A 16,245-nucleotide genomic window follows, 5' to 3' on the forward strand; every position below is an offset into this window, starting at 1 on the left:
GTGCGCGATAGCATCCCAAGACGAACTGGGCAAATATCCGACACCACGCTGTTATATAGACGTCAACGGCCCTCCGGCAAAGGCACGAACTCCTCTTCGTCCCCCGGAACGATGTCGAATCGGCCAGTTCTCCACTCCTCCTTGGCCTGTTCGATGCGCTCCTTGGACGAGGAAACGAAGTTCCACCAGATATGTTTCTGCGTGCCGAGTGCAGCACCGCCGAACAACATGACGTGACAACCGGTCGCGCCGCCGATGAGCGTAATATCGTCGCCGGGGCGGAAGACGAGCAGCTGGTCGGGGGCAAAGCGGTCACCGGCAATCTCGATCTCGCCCGAAAGAATATAGAGCGCGCGCTCCTCCTGGCTTGCGTCGAAGGGGAAGCGGGTGCCGGCTTCGAGCGTCAGGTCGACATAAAGCGTTTCGGAGAAGGTCTTCACCGGAGAACGCAAGCCGCCCATGGATCCAATGACAACGCGACCCGAGGCGCCGCGATCGGCAAAGGTCGGCAGTTCGCGCTTGGCCGTATGGGCAAAAGCCGGGTCGATCTCTTCCAGCTGGTCGGGCAGCGCGATCCAGGTTTGTAGGCCGGACATGGAGAGCGGATGGCCGCGCAGGTTTTCCGGCGTGCGCTCGGAATGCACGATGCCGCGCCCTGCCGTCATCAGGTTGATATCGCCAGGCGCGATGACCAGCTCGGTGCCGAGGCTGTCGCGATGCTTGATCTCCCCGTCGAAAAGATAGGTGACGGTAGAGAGGCCGATATGCGGATGCGGGCGCACATCCATGGCCTCGTCCGCCTTCAGGATCGTCGGCCCCATGCGGTCGAAAAAGATGAAGGGGCCGACAAGCCGGCGGCGGACAGAGGGCAGCGCGCGGCGCACGGAAAAACCGCCGATATCGCTGGAGCGGGGAATGATCAGATGTTCGATGGCGTCGCAGGCAAAGGCGTCACCTGGGACGGGATCGGTTCCGGGAAAGAAGGACATGGGAAACCTCTTCGTTCAATCCAGTGAAGACTAACAGGTCTCGATGAGGATCATAGAACGGATCGACTGCGCGCGCAGTGACGCAGCGTTCAGTATTCGTCGGAACGGAGGAGACGCCTATTCCTTGACCGGAATGTGCAGGCCTACCTTCACGTCGCGGAGCACGACATTGGTGTGCATGCGGCGGATTTGCGGGTTCTCGGCCATCAGCTGGGCGCTGATATCGTCGTAATGCTCAACATCGCGGGCGGTGATGATGGCGACGAGATCGACCTGACCGGTGACGTAGTAGACTTGCTGGACATGCTCCTGCTTGTCGGCCCAAGCGCGGAAGCGCGTGAGCGCATCATAGTTGTCACGCTCGATTTCCATGCCTGTGATGAAGGTCATTGGAAAGCTTGTCGCCTTGCGGTTCACCACTGCAATCTCAGCGGTGATGATGCCCTCGTCGCGCAGACGGCGCAGGCGGCGCTGTACAGCCGAGGGGGACAGGCCCACTTTGTCGGCAATCGCCTCAGCCTTCAGCTGGCAGTCCCGCTGCACCACTTCGAGGATGCTTCGGTCGAATTGATCGAGCTTGTCCGGCATGCGTTCTCCCTCCTCGCGCACCGCATTTTTCGCTGCATAACCGATTGCGGCGGATTGCGCCATCTTTCCGCAGCATTCAACGCATTCATGCAGGATTTTCCCGCCATGCGTCGGAAATGCGCTCGAAATCCGCAGCTTCGGCCTCCTATGGTCTCGGAATTGCCAAACTACCTGGGATCAAGATGACAGGAACCGCCCCGGCCGCGCTCGACGTGCAGGACATTCACAAGAGTTTCGCCGGCATTGAGGTTCTGAAGGGCATCTCAGCCACAGCCCATCGTGGCGACGTAATTTCGATCATCGGCTCGTCCGGCTCGGGCAAGAGCACCTTCCTCCGCTGCATCAACCTTTTGGAAGCGCCCGACCGCGGCCGCATCGTGGTGGGCGGTGAAGAGCTGAAGCTCAAGCCCTCCCGCAAGGGCAGCCTCGAAGCCGCCGACCGCAAGCAGCTGGAGCGGCTGCGCACCGGGCTTGGCATGGTCTTCCAGAGCTTCAATCTCTGGGCCCATCGTACGGTGCTCGAAAACGTCATCGAGGCGCCCGTCCACGTTCTTAAAATGCCGCGCCGGGAGGCGGTCGAGAAGGCCGAAGCGCTGCTTGCCAAGGTCGGGCTCTACGACAAGCGTGACGCCTATCCCGCCTTTCTCTCCGGTGGCCAGCAACAGCGCGCGGCGATTGCCCGCGCACTCTGCGTCGATCCGGCCGTGATGCTGTTCGACGAGCCGACTTCGGCGCTCGATCCCGAACTTGTCGGCGAAGTGCTGAAGGTCATCCGCGATCTGGCCGAAGAGGGCCGCACCATGCTTCTCGTCACCCACGAGATGAGCTTTGCCCGCGAGGTCTCCAGCCATGTGATGTTCCTCGACAAGGGGCGCGTCGAGGAACAGGGACCGCCGGACCAGGTCTTCGGCGACCCGAAAAGTGCCCGTTGCCGAGACTTCACCCGCAGCCTTGGTGGGCGCGGAGCCAATGCCTGAACACCCTTCTCAAACTTCAATCCAATCGGGGAAAACGACGATGAAACTGATCTCCCTTCTTCTAGCCGGTGCCGCCTTTGCCGCGACCGCCGTCACCGCCCAGGCTGAAGTCCGCTTCGGCATCATGAACGAGGCCTATCCGCCCTTCTTCGCCAAGGATGCCTCGGGCACCTGGAAGGGCTGGGAAATCGATCTGATGAACGCCGTCTGCGCGGAAATGAAGGAGACCTGCTCGGTCGTCGATGTTTCCTGGGACGGCCTGATCCCGGCGCTGCAGACGAAGAAGTTCGACGTCATCTGGTCGTCGATGTCGATTACCGAGGAGCGCCTCAAGACCATCGACTTTACCGACAAATACTACAATACGCCGAGCAAGCTGATCGGGCCGAAGGATGCGACGCCGGGCGCGACGCCTGAAGCCGTCGACGGCAAGACCATCGGCATCCAGGTCTCGACCGTGCAGTCGGCCTACTATGCGAAGCACTTTGCCGACAAGGCCGAGGAGCAGACCTACGCCACCCTGGACGAAGCCTTCCAGGATCTTTCCGCCGGCCGCATCGACTATGTCTTCGGCGACGCGATCCCGCTTGCCGACTTCCTCAAGACCGAATTCGGCAAGGATTGCTGCGCCGACATGGGCGACGTGGCGGCTGATCCATCCGTTCTCGGCACCGGCATCGGCGGTGGCCTGCGCAAGGAAGACACCGAACTCAAGGCCAAGCTGAATGCGGCGATCGCCGCCGTCCGCGCCTCCGGCAAGTATGACGAGATCACGAAGGCTTACTTCACCTTCGACGTCTACGGCCAGTAATCGGCAGGGATTGCGGACGAGATGGCGACAGGGTCGATGACGGCATGGCAATTGCTGGCGCTTCAGCCTCCGGGCTGGGGCGGCGCGCTGTTGACCGGTGCTGCGACGACCGTTGCCATCTCGGCCTGCGCCTTCTCCATCGGGCTGGTCATTGGTCTCTTCGGAGCGATCGGCAAGCTTTCCGACAACCGCCCGGTGGGACTGCTCCTCAAGGGCTATACCTCCGTCATAAGGGCGGTTCCGGAACTGATCCTGATCGTCGGGCTCTATTATGCCGGCACCGATGGCCTCAACCGACTGCTGATGGCCTTCGGCCTGCCGCCGATCGAGGTCAATGGTTTCGTTGCTGCCGTCGCCGTGCTCGGCTTCGTGCAGGGCGCCTATATGACTGAGGTTCTGCGTGGCGCGATCCTGGCGATCCCCACCGGACAGCTCGAGGCGGCGCGGGCCTTCGGCATGTCGCCATTGCTTCGCTTTCGTCGCGTGACGCTGCCGGCACTGCTTCCCAACGCCCTGCCCGGCATGGCCAATCTCTGGATGTCGGTCACCAAGGACAGCGCGCTGGTCGCCGTCGTCGGCTATCAGGAACTGGCGCTGACGACGCGTCTCGCCGGTGCCAATACCAAGGAATATTTCCTGTTCTTCCTGGCGGCCGCGGTCCTCTATCTGGTCATCACGCTTCTCTCCAACCTCGTCTTCCATGGCATCGAGCGCCGCGTGCGCCGGGGCCAGCGGCCGGCGCATTGAAGGAGGGACGCGCGTGAATTTCGAATGGATCGCGAAATACTGGCCGCTTCTGATCGAAGGCGCCTTCCAGACGGTGGCACTGCTGGTCATTTCGGTCGGCTTTGGCTTCGTGCTGGCGGTCGGTCTGGCCTTTGCCCGGGTCAGCGGCGGGCCAATCCCCCGCAATCTCGCGCTTGGCTATTCGACGGTGTTTCGTGGCACGCCGCTGCTCATCCAGCTCTGGCTGCTCTATTACGGCGTGGGCTCGCTGCTGCCGATGGTGCCGGGCTTGAGGCAGAGTTTCCTTTGGCCGATCCTGCGTGAAGGCTTTTTCTTCGCCGCCCTCTCCTTCACGCTCAACTTTGCTGCCTATCAGTCGGAAGTACTGCGCGGTGCGCTACTCTCAGTGCCGAAGGGTGAGCTGGAAGCGGGACGCTCGCTCGGCATGAGCCCCTTGATGCTGATCAGACGCATCTGGCTGCCGCGGGCGATCCGCACGGCGCTGCCAACGATTGCCGGCGAGATCGTACTGCAGCTGAAAGCCACGCCGCTCGCGTTCACCGTCACCGTGATGGATCTCTATGCGGTCGCCTTCAAGGTTCGCCAGGACACGCTTCTCGTCTACGAGCCGTTGCTTGTGGTCACCCTCTTTTATGTCGCGCTGACTGCGCTGATCACCCGTGCCTTTGGCGTGGTTGAGGCGCAGGTGCCGATCCGCCGCTGAGGCGGCCCGAAAGTGTAATGCCATGACGAAAGTCTTCGCAGCCCATCCCCTGCCCGCGACTGCCGGTCCAGAAACCCGGGCGCTCGACGCTGGCCTGGTGATTGATCCAGCGACCGGGGCGATTGCGCCCAATGTCTCGATGTCGGTCAACAATGTGCTGATGCCGGGCGATGGCGCGTTCTCCGCCGATGGCGTCGCTGACCTCGCCGATCTGCCCTATCTCTACGCCCGCTGGACCAACCCCACCGTGCGGCAGCTGGAACAACGGCTGGCCGCCCTCGAGCGGGCCGAGGATGCGCTGGCGACGGCAACGGGGATGGCGGCGATTGCCGGCACGCTGTTCACTTTCCTCAAGGCCGGCGATCATCTCGTGGTATCGGATGTCTGCTACGCGGGCGCCGCAGAACTCACCCAAAGGGTGTTGCCGGATTTCGGCATCGAGGTGACACCGGTCAACATGGCGCGGCTCGATCTGGTTGAGGCAGCGATGCGACCGAACACGCGGCTCGTGCATTGCGAGAGCCCCGTCAATCCGATCCTGCGCCTCGTTGATCTCGAAGCGCTGGCGGGGATCGCCCATAGACATGGCGCGCTGATCTCGGTCGATTCCACCTTTGCCACACCGGTTGCCACACGGCCGCAGTCCCTCGGCGTCGATCTTGTCATCCATTCGCTGACCAAGTTCATCAATGGCCATGGCGACGTGCTGGGCGGGGCCGTGATCGGGCGGAAGGAGCTGATCGCCCGCATTCGCGGACGTGCCGGCGTCTATCTCGGGGCATCACTCTCGGCCCAGTCGGCCTGGCTGATCATGCGCGGCATCGATACGCTTTATCCGCGCCTGCGCATGGCGTCAGACAGCGCCCTTGCCGTCGCCACCTTCCTGGAAGGACATCTGGAGGTCGAGCGTGTGATCTATCCGGGTCTCGCCTCCCATCCGCAGCATGATCTCGCCGAACGCCAGATGGATGTGTTCGGCGGCATGATTGCGTTTCGCACGCGCAACCCGAATGCCGCCGCCGATCGGCTGGCGACAAGGCTGCGTGTCATTCACTACGCCTTTTCGCTCGGTCACCAGCGCAGCCTCGTGGTGCTGCTCGACACCGAGGAGATGATGAGCTCGACCTTCCGCCTCACCGGCGACGCCCTCACCGATTACCGCGCCTATGCCGGCGACGGGCTCTTCCGCCTGTCGATCGGGCTGGAGACCCCGGCAGATCTCATTGCCGATCTCGACCAGGCGCTCACCCCCTGACCGCATCCGACGGAGACTTAGCCATGACAGACACCATGATCCTCGACGGCGGCATGAGCCGCGAACTCTTGCGGCTCGGCGCGGAGCTGAAGCAGCCGGAATGGTCGGCGCTGGCCCTGATGAACAGCCCTGAGATCGTCCGCCAGGTGCATGAGGAATTCATTGCCGCCGGTGCCGACGTCGTCACCACAAACTCCTATGCGTTGGTGCCCTTCCACATCGGCGAGGAGCGGTTCCAGACTGAGGGGCCGGCGCTGATCGCGCTTTCCGGCAGACTGGCGCGGGAGGCTGCGGATGCGGCGGGCCGCAAGGTGGTCGTGGCCGGCTCCCTGCCGCCGATCTTCGGCTCCTATGAGCCTGAAAATTTCGATCCCTCGACCGTACAGGACTATCTGAAGGTGCTGGTCGAGAACCTTGCCCCCCATGTCGATGTCTGGCTCGGCGAGACGCTCAGCCTGATTGCCGAGGGCGAGGCCGTTCGCAAGGCGATCCAGGCCCAGCCGAAGCCGTTCTGGATCTCCTTTACGCTGGCCGACGATGCCGCCCAGATCGCCGGGGACGAGCCGAAGCTGCGCTCGGGCGAGACCGTGCGGGCGGCTGCCGAGTGGGCGGCAGGCTCGGGTGCCTCGGCGTTGCTCTTCAACTGTGCCAAGCCCGAAGTGATGAAAAAGGCAGTCGAGACTGCAGCGGCCGTCTTTGCCGAAAAGGGAGTGAAGCTGAAGATCGGCGTCTATGCCAATGCCTTCGAGACCGACACCGACGACAAGGCCGCGAACGAAGGGCTGCACGATACCCGCGGTGACCTGACCGGCGACGTCTATTCGCGCTTTGCCTGCGACTGGGCCGAAGCTGGTGCGACCATGATCGGCGGCTGCTGCGGGATCGGGGCTGAGCATATCCACCGGGTGGCGGGGGCGCTTCGGGCGCGGGCGTGATCGGCGGTGGCGGCGCCTAAGCCGACACCCGAGCAAATGACCAATTGTGTCATTCCTGTGTTTTTTTCTCGTCGGCGGCCTTGAACTCCGGATGACAGGCCCCATTTGAGGATTTGCGGACCGGGCCCCTCTGACGACGGATTACCATCGTGATGTCGGACCGCATCGAGCACGCTCGATGCCATGCCCGGACCGGACCTCTCTTCAGCGAGACCGTGCGCGCGTTGCATCGAGCACCGGTCAATGCAACAGAGGTCACACAATTGGAACTCCTGCTCATTCTGTTTCTCGGCAAGCCACTCTGGATGTGGTTGCTGTTCATTCTCCTCGTCGTGGCACTTCTTGCCTTCGACCTTGGCGTCCTCAACAAGAAGGACCATGAAATCGGCATCGCCGAAAGTTTGAAGCTTTCGGCCATGTACATCACGCTGGGCGTGCTCTTCTCCGGCTTCATCTACTGGCAGATGGATACGACCGCGACCGCGCAGTATCTGACCGCCTTCGTGGTCGAGAAGACGCTGGCGATGGACAATATCTTCGTCATCGCGCTGATCTTCAGCTTCTTCGCCATCCCGCGCGAATATCAGCACCGCGTGCTGTTCTGGGGCATTCTCGGGGTCATCGTGCTGCGCGGCATCATGATCGGGCTCGGTGCGACGATCGTCGACCAGTATCACTGGGTGCTATATTTCTTCGCCGGCTTCCTGATCCTGACGGGCGTCAAGATGCTGTTCGTCGCCGACAAGGAACACAAGATCGAGGACAATGCCCTGATCCGCTTCCTCAAGCGCCGGATGAACGTGACGGAGGAGATCCACGGCCACGCCTTCATCGTCAAGAAGCCGGATCCGGTGACGGGAAAGATCAAGCGTTTCGCCACGCCGCTCCTGCTGGCGCTCGTCATGATCGAGATCGCGGACCTGGTATTCGCCGTCGACTCCGTGCCGGCCGTCTTCACGATCACGACCGATCCGTACATCGTCTACACGTCGAACATCTTCGCGATCCTCGGTCTGCGCGCCCTCTACTTCGCGCTGGATGCCATCCTGCACCGCTTCGCCTATCTGAAGTATGCCCTGTCGGTGCTGCTGATGTTCATCGGCTCGAAGATCTTCATCGCCTGGGGCATGGGCTGGGAGAAGTTCCCGCCGGAGTGGTCGCTGGGCGTTACCTTCCTCATCCTCGGCGTGGGCGTCGGCTACTCGCTGTGGAAGACCAGCGGCCCCAAGGCCGTGGAAGCGAAAAACCCGGCCGAGTAAGCTCGGAATTCAAGACCCGAAAACGACAAATGGCCCCGAAAGGGGCCATTCTGCTGTGTGCGGCTTAGTGTTTGGTAATCGGCGACGTGATAGCCGCCCTTAGATCACGCGCCGTCGAGCGGCTCGCTACCGGTCGGCTTGCCGGCCCGGTCAAGGCGGATCTTCTCAATGCGGTTTTCGGCAGCGGAGAGCAGTTGCTCGCAATGCTTCTTCAGAAGCTCGCCGCGCTCGTAGATGGCAATGGATTCGTCGAGCGCCACGTCACCGCGTTCCAGCCGCGCCACGATGCTTTCGAGCTCGGCCACGGCCTTTTCGAAGGAAATGCCGGTGAGATCGGCGGGAACAGTGGCGTCGGACATACTCAACCCTTCATCAGTCTCAAGATGTGCAGGCCTGCCGATTCGGCGAGGCCTTCGAGATCATAGCCGCCTTCGAGCAGGCTGACGACCCGGTTATGGGCGAAACGGTCGGCGACTTCCAAGAGCCTGCCTGTCGCCCAGTCGAAATCCTCGCCGACCAGATTGATCTGCGCCAGCGGATCGCGGTGATGCGCGTCGAAGCCGGCCGAGATCAGGATGAAGTCGGGCGAGAAATCGTTGAGTGCCGGCAGAACGCGGCTCTTGAAGGCTTCGCGGAAATGATCGGAGCCGACATTCGGCGATAGCGGCGCGTTGACGATGTTGCGATGCGTGCCCGTCTCGTCCTTGGCGCCACTGTAGGGATAGAGCGGCATCTGGTGGGTCGAGCAGAACAGCACCGACGGATCGTCCCAGAAGATGTCCTGGGTGCCATTGCCGTGGTGGACGTCCCAGTCGACGATCGCGACGCGCTCGACGCTGTAGGTCTTCTGCACATGGCGGGCAGCAATCGCCACCGTGTTGAACAGGCAGAAACCCATGGCCTTGTTCTTTTCCGCATGGTGGCCGGGCGGACGGCCAGCGACGAAGGCGTTGTCGGCCTTGCCGGTCATCACGTCATCGACGGCTGACATCGCGCCACCGATTGCGGTCAGCGCCACCTGCAGGCTCTTCTGCGAGGCATAGGTATCGGCCTCGAGCTGGTTGATGCGATCCTCCTCTTCCGGGATCTGGCGCATCACCGCGAAGAGATGCTCCTCGGGATGGGCGAGCGTCACCGCATCCTCGTTCGCCTGAACAGCATTGATGCGCTCAAGGCGGGCAAAGTTCGGATGCTCCAGCGCGATGTTGAGCGAACGCAAGCGATCGGCGCGCTCTGGATGGCCCTCGGGCGTGTTGTGCTCGAGGAAGATCGGGTTCTCGTAGAGACGGGTGGCCATGGGGCATCCTTCCTGGGTCGGGGGCAACATAATGCGCTCGGCCGTCATCTTCCACCTCGCATCCCGGTTTTACCCAACCCACTGCGGCATCACGCCAGCACAGGGCTGCCGTGCAGACCTTGTGAAGGCGACGGCGATGCCGTTAGATGCCGCTAACACTTGGATAAGATTGGGGGCGCGCATGGACGAGATGGAACGGGTGGAGGTGAGCGCACTTGTCGTCGCCTATCGTGACATCGGCCCGACAGGCGAGATGCGCGCTTCGGCCTATGTTGACCATGCCGAGGAAGCCCTGCGGCATTTCTGGCGTTATCGCCCCCCGCTGGAAAACGAGCCACTTTACAGCCCCGCCAAGTTCGAGGTCCGCCTGCACCAACCGCTGCGGGTCGAGGATGCCGTACGGATGATCGTCCAGGTCGACAAGATTGGCGGCAAATCCGTGGGCTTCGAGGTGGCGATGGAAAAGGACGGGCAGACGGTCGCCGAGATCGACGTCACCTGGACCGCGCGGGACGCAGATAGCGGCGAGCCGGTCGCGCTGCCAGAAGACATACGCGACTGGCTCTATCGCTACGTTCCCTGAGAACCGTACACTTGCTGCGGAGTAGGTCGAATTCGCTCAGGCCGCGATGGTCTGGCGGCCGCGCATATGCGCCCCTGCACCTGCGGCCGGCGAGCCGGGCTCTCGTCGGGCTGTGCGACGGTTGAGCTTGAAGATGTCGACCAGCGTCTTCATCTTTACGGCCCCAAGCGCCATGATGTCACTGGCCGTCGAGATACTGGATACCAAACCAGCATTCTGCTGGGTCGCCTGATCGAGTTGATTGACGGCGTTGTTGATCTCGCTAAGGCTCGAGGCCTGCTCATTGGCTCCGGTCGCGATGGCATCGACATTGACGTTGATCTCATTGACGAACCGTTCGATCCGCTCGAGAGACGAGCCCGTGGCATTGACCAGGCGCACGCCTTCGGCGACCTCGTTCGTCGAGTTGAGGATGAGGGCGGAGATCTCCCGGGCGGCGGCAGCAGAACGCTGGGCCAGTTCGCGCACCTCCTGCGCCACGACTGCAAATCCCTTGCCGGCGTCACCTGCTCGCGCTGCCTCGACACCTGCATTCAGCGCCAGGAGATTGGTCTGGAAGGCAATCTGGTCGATGACGTCGATGATGCTGCCGATCTCTTTCGAGGCGTTTTCGATGCGCCCGATCGCCTCGACCGTGGAGCGCACGACTTCGACAGACTGACCGGTCGCCGTGCGGGCCTCTTTCACGATGTCACGGGTATCGCGGGCCCGAACCGAGGCCTCCTTGACCGTGGCGGTGATCTGCTCGAGCGCGGCGGAAGCCTGTTCGAGGGCCGCGGCCTGCTGTTCGGTGCGACGGCCGAGGGCTTCGGCATCGTCCTTCAGGCTCTGGCTGTTTTCGGTCAAAGCTCCTGTCTCGCCAAGCACGCTTTCGAGGGTCTTTTGGAATTCCGCGATTGCGGTGTTGAAGTCGGTGCGCAGGCGTTCGAATTCTGGGATGAAGGGGTCGTCGATCGTTACGCGGATATTGCATTCGGACAAACGGGCAAGACCTGCGGCAATGGCATCCACCGCCCGCACGCGCCCCGTAACGTCGATTGCAAACTTCACCACCTTGAAGACCCGGCCATCCTCGTCGAAGATCGGGTTGTAGGAGGCCTGGATGTAAATCTTGCTGCCATCCTTCCGGATGCGGGTGAATTCGCTCGACTTGAACTCCCCGGCCCGCAGGTCCTTCCAGAAGGACTGGTATTCAGCGGACTGCGCATACCCGCCATCACAGAACATCGCATGATGCTTGCCGACGATTTCGTCCAGCCGGTAGCCGACGGCCGTGAGGAAATTCTGGTTGGCGGTGAGGATGTGGCCGTCCGGGGTAAACTCGATCGTTGCCTGGGCGCGAGAAATCGCGTCGAGCTTGCCGCCGTTTTCCAGTTCGGCCAGTTTGCGTTCGGTGATGTCGGTCGCGAACTTGATGACCTTATAGGGCTTTCCCCCACGCATGATCGGATTGTAGGAGGCCTCGATCCAGATTTCGCGGCCTCCCTTGCCGTAACGCTTATACTGCGCGCTGAAGAATTCTCCTCGACCCAGGCGTGTCCAGAAATCGCGATACTCGGCTGACTGCGCGTAATGCTTGCCAACAAACATGCTGTGATGCTTGCCGACGATCTCGTTCAAGGAATAACCGACGGCGCCGCAGAAGTTCTCGTTTGCCGAGAGAATGGTGCCGTTGATTTCGAATTCGATGACGGCCTGGGATCTGTCGAGGGCGTTGAGAACAGCGCGGGGTTCGTTTCTGAAAAAGGTCATGAGGGACATGGTTGCACCTATCGCTTTTGATGTACCTATAGTTTAATGCCACCCATCTATATAAATAGTTACTAAAATTCACGAGAACGTGCTTGAGGTGAACATTCGCGGTGAGCATTGGTGCGGAATCGCCACTGCTGGCGCGGACAGACCCACACCCAGTCAGGGCAAGGATCGGCACGGATTTGGCCGAGGCCGTGAAGCGACCAGAAATTATCATCCTCGGCTTCCGGGGGTATGGGGGATGGGCTTCGGAGGGCAGTCCGACCGCAAATATGCGGCGGTTAAAAAACGAAGCCCCCCGGGCCCGAAACCGGAGGGCTTCTAATCCTGCAGGCCTGAAGGAGGAGGAGGAGGGCCCGCAGTGTTTTGTCGGAGCGCGCTGCTTGGGAGGGGATGATCGCATCGCGCCGGCCAGTGAACATTAGCTGCAATTGCTTAAAGCATCGCTAATAAAACCTGGAATGGCCATCCCGTTGAAAATCGCAACCCTCTTTGCCCTTGAGGGACGGGTCCTGAGGCTGGACCGCGAAAAAGACTTGCGCGGCGGCGCATCTCACCGCATTGACGGGGGCATGAAGAAGCTCCCAGAACCCCAGCGCCTCGACCAGCTCCTGGTCGCCCTCGGCCTTTTCGCCAGCCGGTCCCGCTCCCGTGACGCCATTCAGCGTGGCACGGTGAAGGTGGACGGCAAGGTGGTGGCGAAGCCCAGCCTCGTCTTTGCCGCCACGCACCAGTTCGATATCGATGATCCTGCCCAGGATTACGTCTCGCGCGCGGCGCTAAAACTCGACGCCGCGCTTGATCATTTCGACCTCTCGCCCGAGGGTTGCCACTGTCTGGACGTCGGCGCCTCCACCGGCGGCTTTACCGAGGTCCTGCTGAAGCGTGGCGCTGCCCACGTGACGGCGATCGATGTCGGCCACGACCAGCTGCATCCGCGGCTTGCCAGCGACCCGCGCGTGACCAATCTGGAAGGATTGAATGCGCGTTACCTGGAGCCCGAGGACTACGACGATCAGCCTTTCGACTTTCTCGTCTCCGACGTCTCGTTCATTTCGCTGAAGCTGGCGCTAGCGCCCGCCCTCGAGCAGGCCGAGCCTGGCGCCCATTGTCTGCTGCTGGTCAAGCCGCAGTTCGAGGCCGGCCGCGAGGCGATCAGCAAGGCGGGGCTGCTGAAAGAACCGGAGACCGCACCGGTGGTCGCCGCCGAACTGGAGCGCTGGCTGACGGAAGACATGGGCTGGACGAGCCTCGGTCTCATCCCCTCCCCGATCGCTGGTGGCGATGGGAACGAGGAATTCCTGCTTGCCGGCGTAAAGCCTGATGATGCCAACGATGGCGACGACGATCAGGACGACGAAGAGGACGCAGCATGAGCGCCGAAACCGTCACGATTTCGAGCCTCGGCGCCAAGGGCGACGGGGTGGCACATGGCGCCGATGGGCCGGTCTTCGTGCCCTTCGCGCTGCCCGGCGAAACAGTCTCGATCGCGAAGGTGAAGAACGAGGGCACGATCATGTCCTTCGCCACCACCTCGCCTGATCGCGTTCAGCCGCCTTGCAAGCATTTCGGTCCTGATGGCGTCGGTGGTGTATGCGGCGGCTGTTCGCTGCAGCATATGGCGAAACCCGCCTACAATGCCTTCAAGCGGCAGGTGCTGATCGACGCCCTGAAGTCGAAGGGGATCGAGGCGCCCGTGGGCGAGATCTTCGAGGCGCATCCGCATCAGCGCCGCCGCCTCGTCTTCACCGCCCGTCGGCGGGAACAGGGCCTCGTCATGGGCTTCATGCAGGCGGAAACGCATCATGTGGTGCCGGTCGAGGAATGTCCCATCGCGTCGGACGGGCTCATTTCCCGGTTGGACGCGATCAAGATCATTGCCAATGCCTGTGGTGCCGAGCACTTTCGCATCACCGTGACCGAGACGACGACTGGCCTCGACATCTCGCTCGACGGGCTGCGCGGCGGGCTGGGCGACCAGGAACGGCGCGCGGTTACCAATGCCGTGATCAAGCTCAAGGGCATCGCCCGCGTGTCTGCCAATGGCGAGATCGTCATCGAGCCGCACAAGCCGCTGCTCGACTTCGCCGGCGCCCGCGTGGTCCTGCCGCCCGGCGGCTTTACCCAAGCGACGCACGAGGCGGAGGAGCACATGGCCGCACTTGCGAGCGCCCATATCGGCAAGGCGAAGAAGGTCGTTGATCTCTTCTCCGGTGTCGGCACCTTTGCGCTTAGGCTCGCCCGCGCATCCTCCGTGCTCGCTGTCGAATCGGACGAGAAAGCTGTGAAATCGCTGGATCTTGCCGCCCGCAATACGCAGGGCTTGAAGCCCGTGACGGTCGAGCGCCGCGACCTATTTCGTCGTCCGCTGATGACCTCGGAGTTCAAGGGCTTCGATGCAGTCGTCTTCGACCCGCCGCGCGCAGGTGCCGAAGTGCAGTGTGCGGAACTCGCAAGGTCACAGGTGAAGAAGGTCGTCGCAATCAGCTGCAATCCGCTGACGCTTGCCCGTGACCTGTCGATCCTGATCGCGGGCGGCTACCGGGTCGACAAGGTGACGCCGATCGACCAGTTCCTCTGGTCTCCACATGTCGAGGCCGTCGCGACGCTCAGCAAGGGCTAGTCCGCAACCACAATCAAAGGTTGCCTCCGGTTTCTTGCGCCATTCCTGATTTTATCCTTTGATCTCGCTATTCATAAATAACGGGATCAAAGGGGGAATGACGATGTCTGAAATCGCAGCCCATGGGCATGGCGTTCGCGGAATGAGCCGCGAATCCCTGCAGGCGCTTGCCGGCAATGCCGATCCGGGCAAATTCGGCAAAATGTTTCCGCGGCTGGCGCCACTGCATGCCGAGGATGATGCTCTCTTCGCACTTGCCAAGGCGATGCGGGACGAAAAGGGTGGCACGGGCGATCACCCGACCTTGCCGGCCGGCTATACCTATCTCGGCCAGTTCGTCGACCACGACATCACGCTCGACACAACACCGCTCGACAAGCAGCGCGCCGATCCGCTGGCGACGCAGAATTTTCGCACACCGGCTCTGGATCTCGATTCCCTCTATGGCGACGGACCCGGACTGCACCCTTATCTTTATGCGAAAGACGCGGTCGGCAAACCGCCGGGGCCCAGGTTCCTGATCGGGAAAGCGCTGCGCTCCGAAGCATTTCGCAAAGAGGATCCGGAAACTGACAAGAAGATCCGGCAGCTCGACAACGACTTGCCGCGCAACGCGCATGGGCGGGCGCTGATCTTCGACGAGCGCAATGATGAGAACCTGCTGGTGGCGCAGTTTCATCTGCTGATGCTGAAGTTCCACAATGCGGTGGTCAAGCATCTGGAAGATACGAATGCCGGCTTGAAGGGCATGGCGCTCTTTCTAGAAGCACGGCGCATCGTCACCTGGCACTATCAGTGGATCGTGCTCTTCGACTTCGTCGAGCGCCTGACGGAACCGGGACTGGTCCGCAAGATCAAGCATGAGGGGCGGCGTTTCTATCGCTTCCGCAGTCGGCCCTATATGCCGGCGGAGTTCGCGGCGGCCGCCTATCGCCTCGGGCATTCCATGGTGCGGGAAGCCTACAGTCACAACGCGGTCTTCCGGCCGGGCGGTCGCGCGAACGGTACGCTCGGCCTGATGTTCAACTTCACCGGCAAGTCCGGGCAGATCGTTGGCGAACTCGCGCCGGAGGATCCGCCCTCGCCGCTTGGCCCCTTACGGTCTCTCCCCTCCAACTGGGTGATCGACTGGCGCCGTTTCTTCGATCTCCAAACGCCGCCTGAAGCCGATTTCACGCTCAATCATGCTCGCAGGCTCGATCCGCTCATCGTGCCGGCGCTCCACACACTGCCGGGCCACCCGGACGACATGGAGACTGTTGCCGCCCGGGAGTTCGTTCTGCCATTCCGCAACCTGAGGCGCGGATCGCAGATCGGATTGCCATCGGGCCAGGATGTGGCGCGCGCCATGGGTTTCGAGCCGCTGAGCGACATGCAGCTTTCGCGCGGTGCCGACGGCGAGGCTGCCGCGCAGAACGGGTTCCTCAAGGCGACGCCGCTCTGGTACTACGTCCTGAAGGAGGCCGAGCAGTTGCATGAGGGCCTGAGGCTCGGGCCTGTCGGATCAACGATCGTCGCCGAGACCTTTCTCGGGCTGGTGCATGGCGATCAGAACTCCTTCATCTGGCAGAGATCCGACTGGACGCCGCATTTGCCATCCAAGACGCCCGGGCATTTCACCATGGCGGATCTCGTCACCTTCGTCGACGACATCAATCCGGTCGGTGACGGCAGGGGGGAAGATTGATCTGGGGGCCTCCCCGGCGTGACCGGGGAGGCCCAA

At 62.1% G+C, this 16,245-nt stretch carries 16 protein-coding genes; 11 read left to right on the forward strand and 5 right to left on the reverse strand.

Features of this window, described 5'->3' with window-relative positions; all coding sequences use genetic code 11:
• Positions 1-62: 62 nt before the first annotated feature.
• Together AC02Y0_RS13600 and AC02Y0_RS13605 are read right to left on the reverse strand one after the other, a co-directional pair.
• Positions 63-989 carry a pirin family protein gene (locus AC02Y0_RS13600; RefSeq protein WP_476379434.1) on the reverse strand — a complete coding sequence of 309 codons (927 nt, stop codon included), beginning with the start codon at positions 987-989 and terminating at the stop codon, positions 63-65.
• A gap of 117 nt (positions 990-1,106) precedes the next feature.
• Positions 1,107-1,577, reverse strand: coding sequence for an Lrp/AsnC family transcriptional regulator (locus AC02Y0_RS13605; RefSeq protein WP_102019653.1), 471 nt, complete (start codon positions 1,575-1,577; stop codon positions 1,107-1,109).
• 182 nt (positions 1,578-1,759) lie between these two features.
• On the opposite strand from AC02Y0_RS13605, the gene AC02Y0_RS13610 reads away from it, so the two are divergent.
• The 7 genes from AC02Y0_RS13610 to AC02Y0_RS13640 all read left to right on the forward strand — a co-directional run bounded on the left by AC02Y0_RS13610 (position 1,760) and on the right by AC02Y0_RS13640 (position 8,264).
• Positions 1,760-2,554 (forward strand): ABC transporter ATP-binding protein, encoded by a 795-nt coding sequence (locus tag AC02Y0_RS13610; RefSeq protein ID WP_476379435.1) that lies wholly within the window; start codon positions 1,760-1,762, stop codon positions 2,552-2,554.
• A gap of 40 nt (positions 2,555-2,594) precedes the next feature.
• Complete coding sequence (locus tag AC02Y0_RS13615; protein ID WP_476379436.1) at positions 2,595-3,365, forward strand: transporter substrate-binding domain-containing protein; 771 nt, start codon at positions 2,595-2,597, stop codon at positions 3,363-3,365.
• A 21-nt stretch (positions 3,366-3,386) separates the two neighbouring features.
• Positions 3,387-4,112 (forward strand): ABC transporter permease, encoded by a 726-nt coding sequence (locus AC02Y0_RS13620; RefSeq protein ID WP_476379437.1) that lies wholly within the window; start codon positions 3,387-3,389, stop codon positions 4,110-4,112.
• Between the two features lie 13 nt (positions 4,113-4,125).
• Positions 4,126-4,815, forward strand: coding sequence for an ABC transporter permease (locus AC02Y0_RS13625; RefSeq protein WP_476379438.1), 690 nt, complete (start codon positions 4,126-4,128; stop codon positions 4,813-4,815).
• A 22-nt stretch (positions 4,816-4,837) separates the two neighbouring features.
• Complete coding sequence (locus AC02Y0_RS13630; protein WP_476379440.1) at positions 4,838-6,070, forward strand: trans-sulfuration enzyme family protein; 1,233 nt, start codon at positions 4,838-4,840, stop codon at positions 6,068-6,070.
• A gap of 23 nt (positions 6,071-6,093) precedes the next feature.
• Complete coding sequence (locus tag AC02Y0_RS13635; protein WP_476379441.1) at positions 6,094-7,005, forward strand: homocysteine S-methyltransferase family protein; 912 nt, start codon at positions 6,094-6,096, stop codon at positions 7,003-7,005.
• A 305-nt stretch (positions 7,006-7,310) separates the two neighbouring features.
• Positions 7,311-8,264 (forward strand): TerC family protein, encoded by a 954-nt coding sequence (locus AC02Y0_RS13640; protein WP_476384033.1) that lies wholly within the window; start codon positions 7,311-7,313, stop codon positions 8,262-8,264.
• Positions 8,265-8,368: 104 nt separating this feature from the next.
• On the opposite strand, the gene AC02Y0_RS13645 is transcribed toward AC02Y0_RS13640, so the two are convergent.
• On the reverse strand, positions 8,369-8,623 hold the full coding sequence (locus AC02Y0_RS13645) for an exodeoxyribonuclease VII small subunit (protein WP_102019466.1): 255 nt from the start codon (positions 8,621-8,623) through the stop codon (positions 8,369-8,371).
• A 2-nt stretch (positions 8,624-8,625) separates the two neighbouring features.
• Positions 8,626-9,561, reverse strand: a complete 936-nt coding sequence (locus AC02Y0_RS13650) for a histone deacetylase family protein (protein ID WP_476379442.1) — start codon at positions 9,559-9,561, stop codon at positions 8,626-8,628.
• 181 nt (positions 9,562-9,742) lie between these two features.
• On the opposite strand from AC02Y0_RS13650, the gene AC02Y0_RS13655 reads away from it, so the two are divergent.
• A complete protein-coding gene (locus tag AC02Y0_RS13655) occupies positions 9,743-10,144 on the forward strand; it encodes an acyl-CoA thioesterase (RefSeq protein WP_476379443.1) in 402 nt (133 codons plus the stop codon).
• 36 nt (positions 10,145-10,180) lie between these two features.
• Here AC02Y0_RS13655 and AC02Y0_RS13660 read toward each other — a convergent pair whose 3' ends face one another.
• Positions 10,181-11,905, reverse strand: coding sequence for a methyl-accepting chemotaxis protein (locus AC02Y0_RS13660; protein WP_476379445.1), 1,725 nt, complete (start codon positions 11,903-11,905; stop codon positions 10,181-10,183).
• Positions 11,906-12,471: 566 nt separating this feature from the next.
• Here AC02Y0_RS13660 and AC02Y0_RS13665 point away from each other — a divergent pair.
• From AC02Y0_RS13665 to AC02Y0_RS13675, 3 genes are all read left to right on the forward strand, one after another.
• Positions 12,472-13,275, forward strand: coding sequence for a TlyA family RNA methyltransferase (locus AC02Y0_RS13665; protein ID WP_476379446.1), 804 nt, complete (start codon positions 12,472-12,474; stop codon positions 13,273-13,275).
• The gene (locus tag AC02Y0_RS13670; RefSeq protein WP_444557586.1) at positions 13,272-14,522 is read left to right on the forward strand and encodes a class I SAM-dependent RNA methyltransferase; all 1,251 of its coding nucleotides are present in this window, start codon (positions 13,272-13,274) and stop codon (positions 14,520-14,522) included. The genes AC02Y0_RS13665 and AC02Y0_RS13670 overlap by 4 nt, the downstream gene beginning before the upstream one ends.
• 103 nt (positions 14,523-14,625) lie before the next feature.
• A complete protein-coding gene (locus AC02Y0_RS13675; protein WP_476379447.1) occupies positions 14,626-16,209 on the forward strand; it encodes a peroxidase family protein in 1,584 nt (527 codons plus the stop codon).
• Positions 16,210-16,245 lie beyond the last annotated feature (36 nt).

The organism is Allorhizobium sp. nf9_anc, assembly GCF_056323085.1.

Coding starts and splice junctions, on each gene's coding strand:
- AC02Y0_RS13665 (WP_476379446.1), top strand. CDS start 12,472: ATGAAGAAGCTCCCAGAACCCCAGCGCCTCGACCAGCTCCTGGTCGCC.
- AC02Y0_RS13675 (WP_476379447.1), top strand. CDS start 14,626: ATGTCTGAAATCGCAGCCCATGGGCATGGCGTTCGCGGAATGAGCCGC.
- AC02Y0_RS13650 (WP_476379442.1), bottom strand. CDS start 9,561: ATGGCCACCCGTCTCTACGAGAACCCGATCTTCCTCGAGCACAACACG.
- AC02Y0_RS13610 (WP_476379435.1), top strand. CDS start 1,760: ATGACAGGAACCGCCCCGGCCGCGCTCGACGTGCAGGACATTCACAAG.
- AC02Y0_RS13635 (WP_476379441.1), top strand. CDS start 6,094: ATGACAGACACCATGATCCTCGACGGCGGCATGAGCCGCGAACTCTTG.
- AC02Y0_RS13660 (WP_476379445.1), bottom strand. CDS start 11,905: ATGTCCCTCATGACCTTTTTCAGAAACGAACCCCGCGCTGTTCTCAAC.
- AC02Y0_RS13655 (WP_476379443.1), top strand. CDS start 9,743: ATGGACGAGATGGAACGGGTGGAGGTGAGCGCACTTGTCGTCGCCTAT.
- AC02Y0_RS13640 (WP_476384033.1), top strand. CDS start 7,311: ATGTGGTTGCTGTTCATTCTCCTCGTCGTGGCACTTCTTGCCTTCGAC.
- AC02Y0_RS13630 (WP_476379440.1), top strand. CDS start 4,838: ATGACGAAAGTCTTCGCAGCCCATCCCCTGCCCGCGACTGCCGGTCCA.
- AC02Y0_RS13615 (WP_476379436.1), top strand. CDS start 2,595: ATGAAACTGATCTCCCTTCTTCTAGCCGGTGCCGCCTTTGCCGCGACC.
- AC02Y0_RS13670 (WP_444557586.1), top strand. CDS start 13,272: ATGAGCGCCGAAACCGTCACGATTTCGAGCCTCGGCGCCAAGGGCGAC.
- AC02Y0_RS13620 (WP_476379437.1), top strand. CDS start 3,387: ATGGCGACAGGGTCGATGACGGCATGGCAATTGCTGGCGCTTCAGCCT.
- AC02Y0_RS13600 (WP_476379434.1), bottom strand. CDS start 989: ATGTCCTTCTTTCCCGGAACCGATCCCGTCCCAGGTGACGCCTTTGCC.
- AC02Y0_RS13645 (WP_102019466.1), bottom strand. CDS start 8,623: ATGTCCGACGCCACTGTTCCCGCCGATCTCACCGGCATTTCCTTCGAA.
- AC02Y0_RS13605 (WP_102019653.1), bottom strand. CDS start 1,577: ATGCCGGACAAGCTCGATCAATTCGACCGAAGCATCCTCGAAGTGGTG.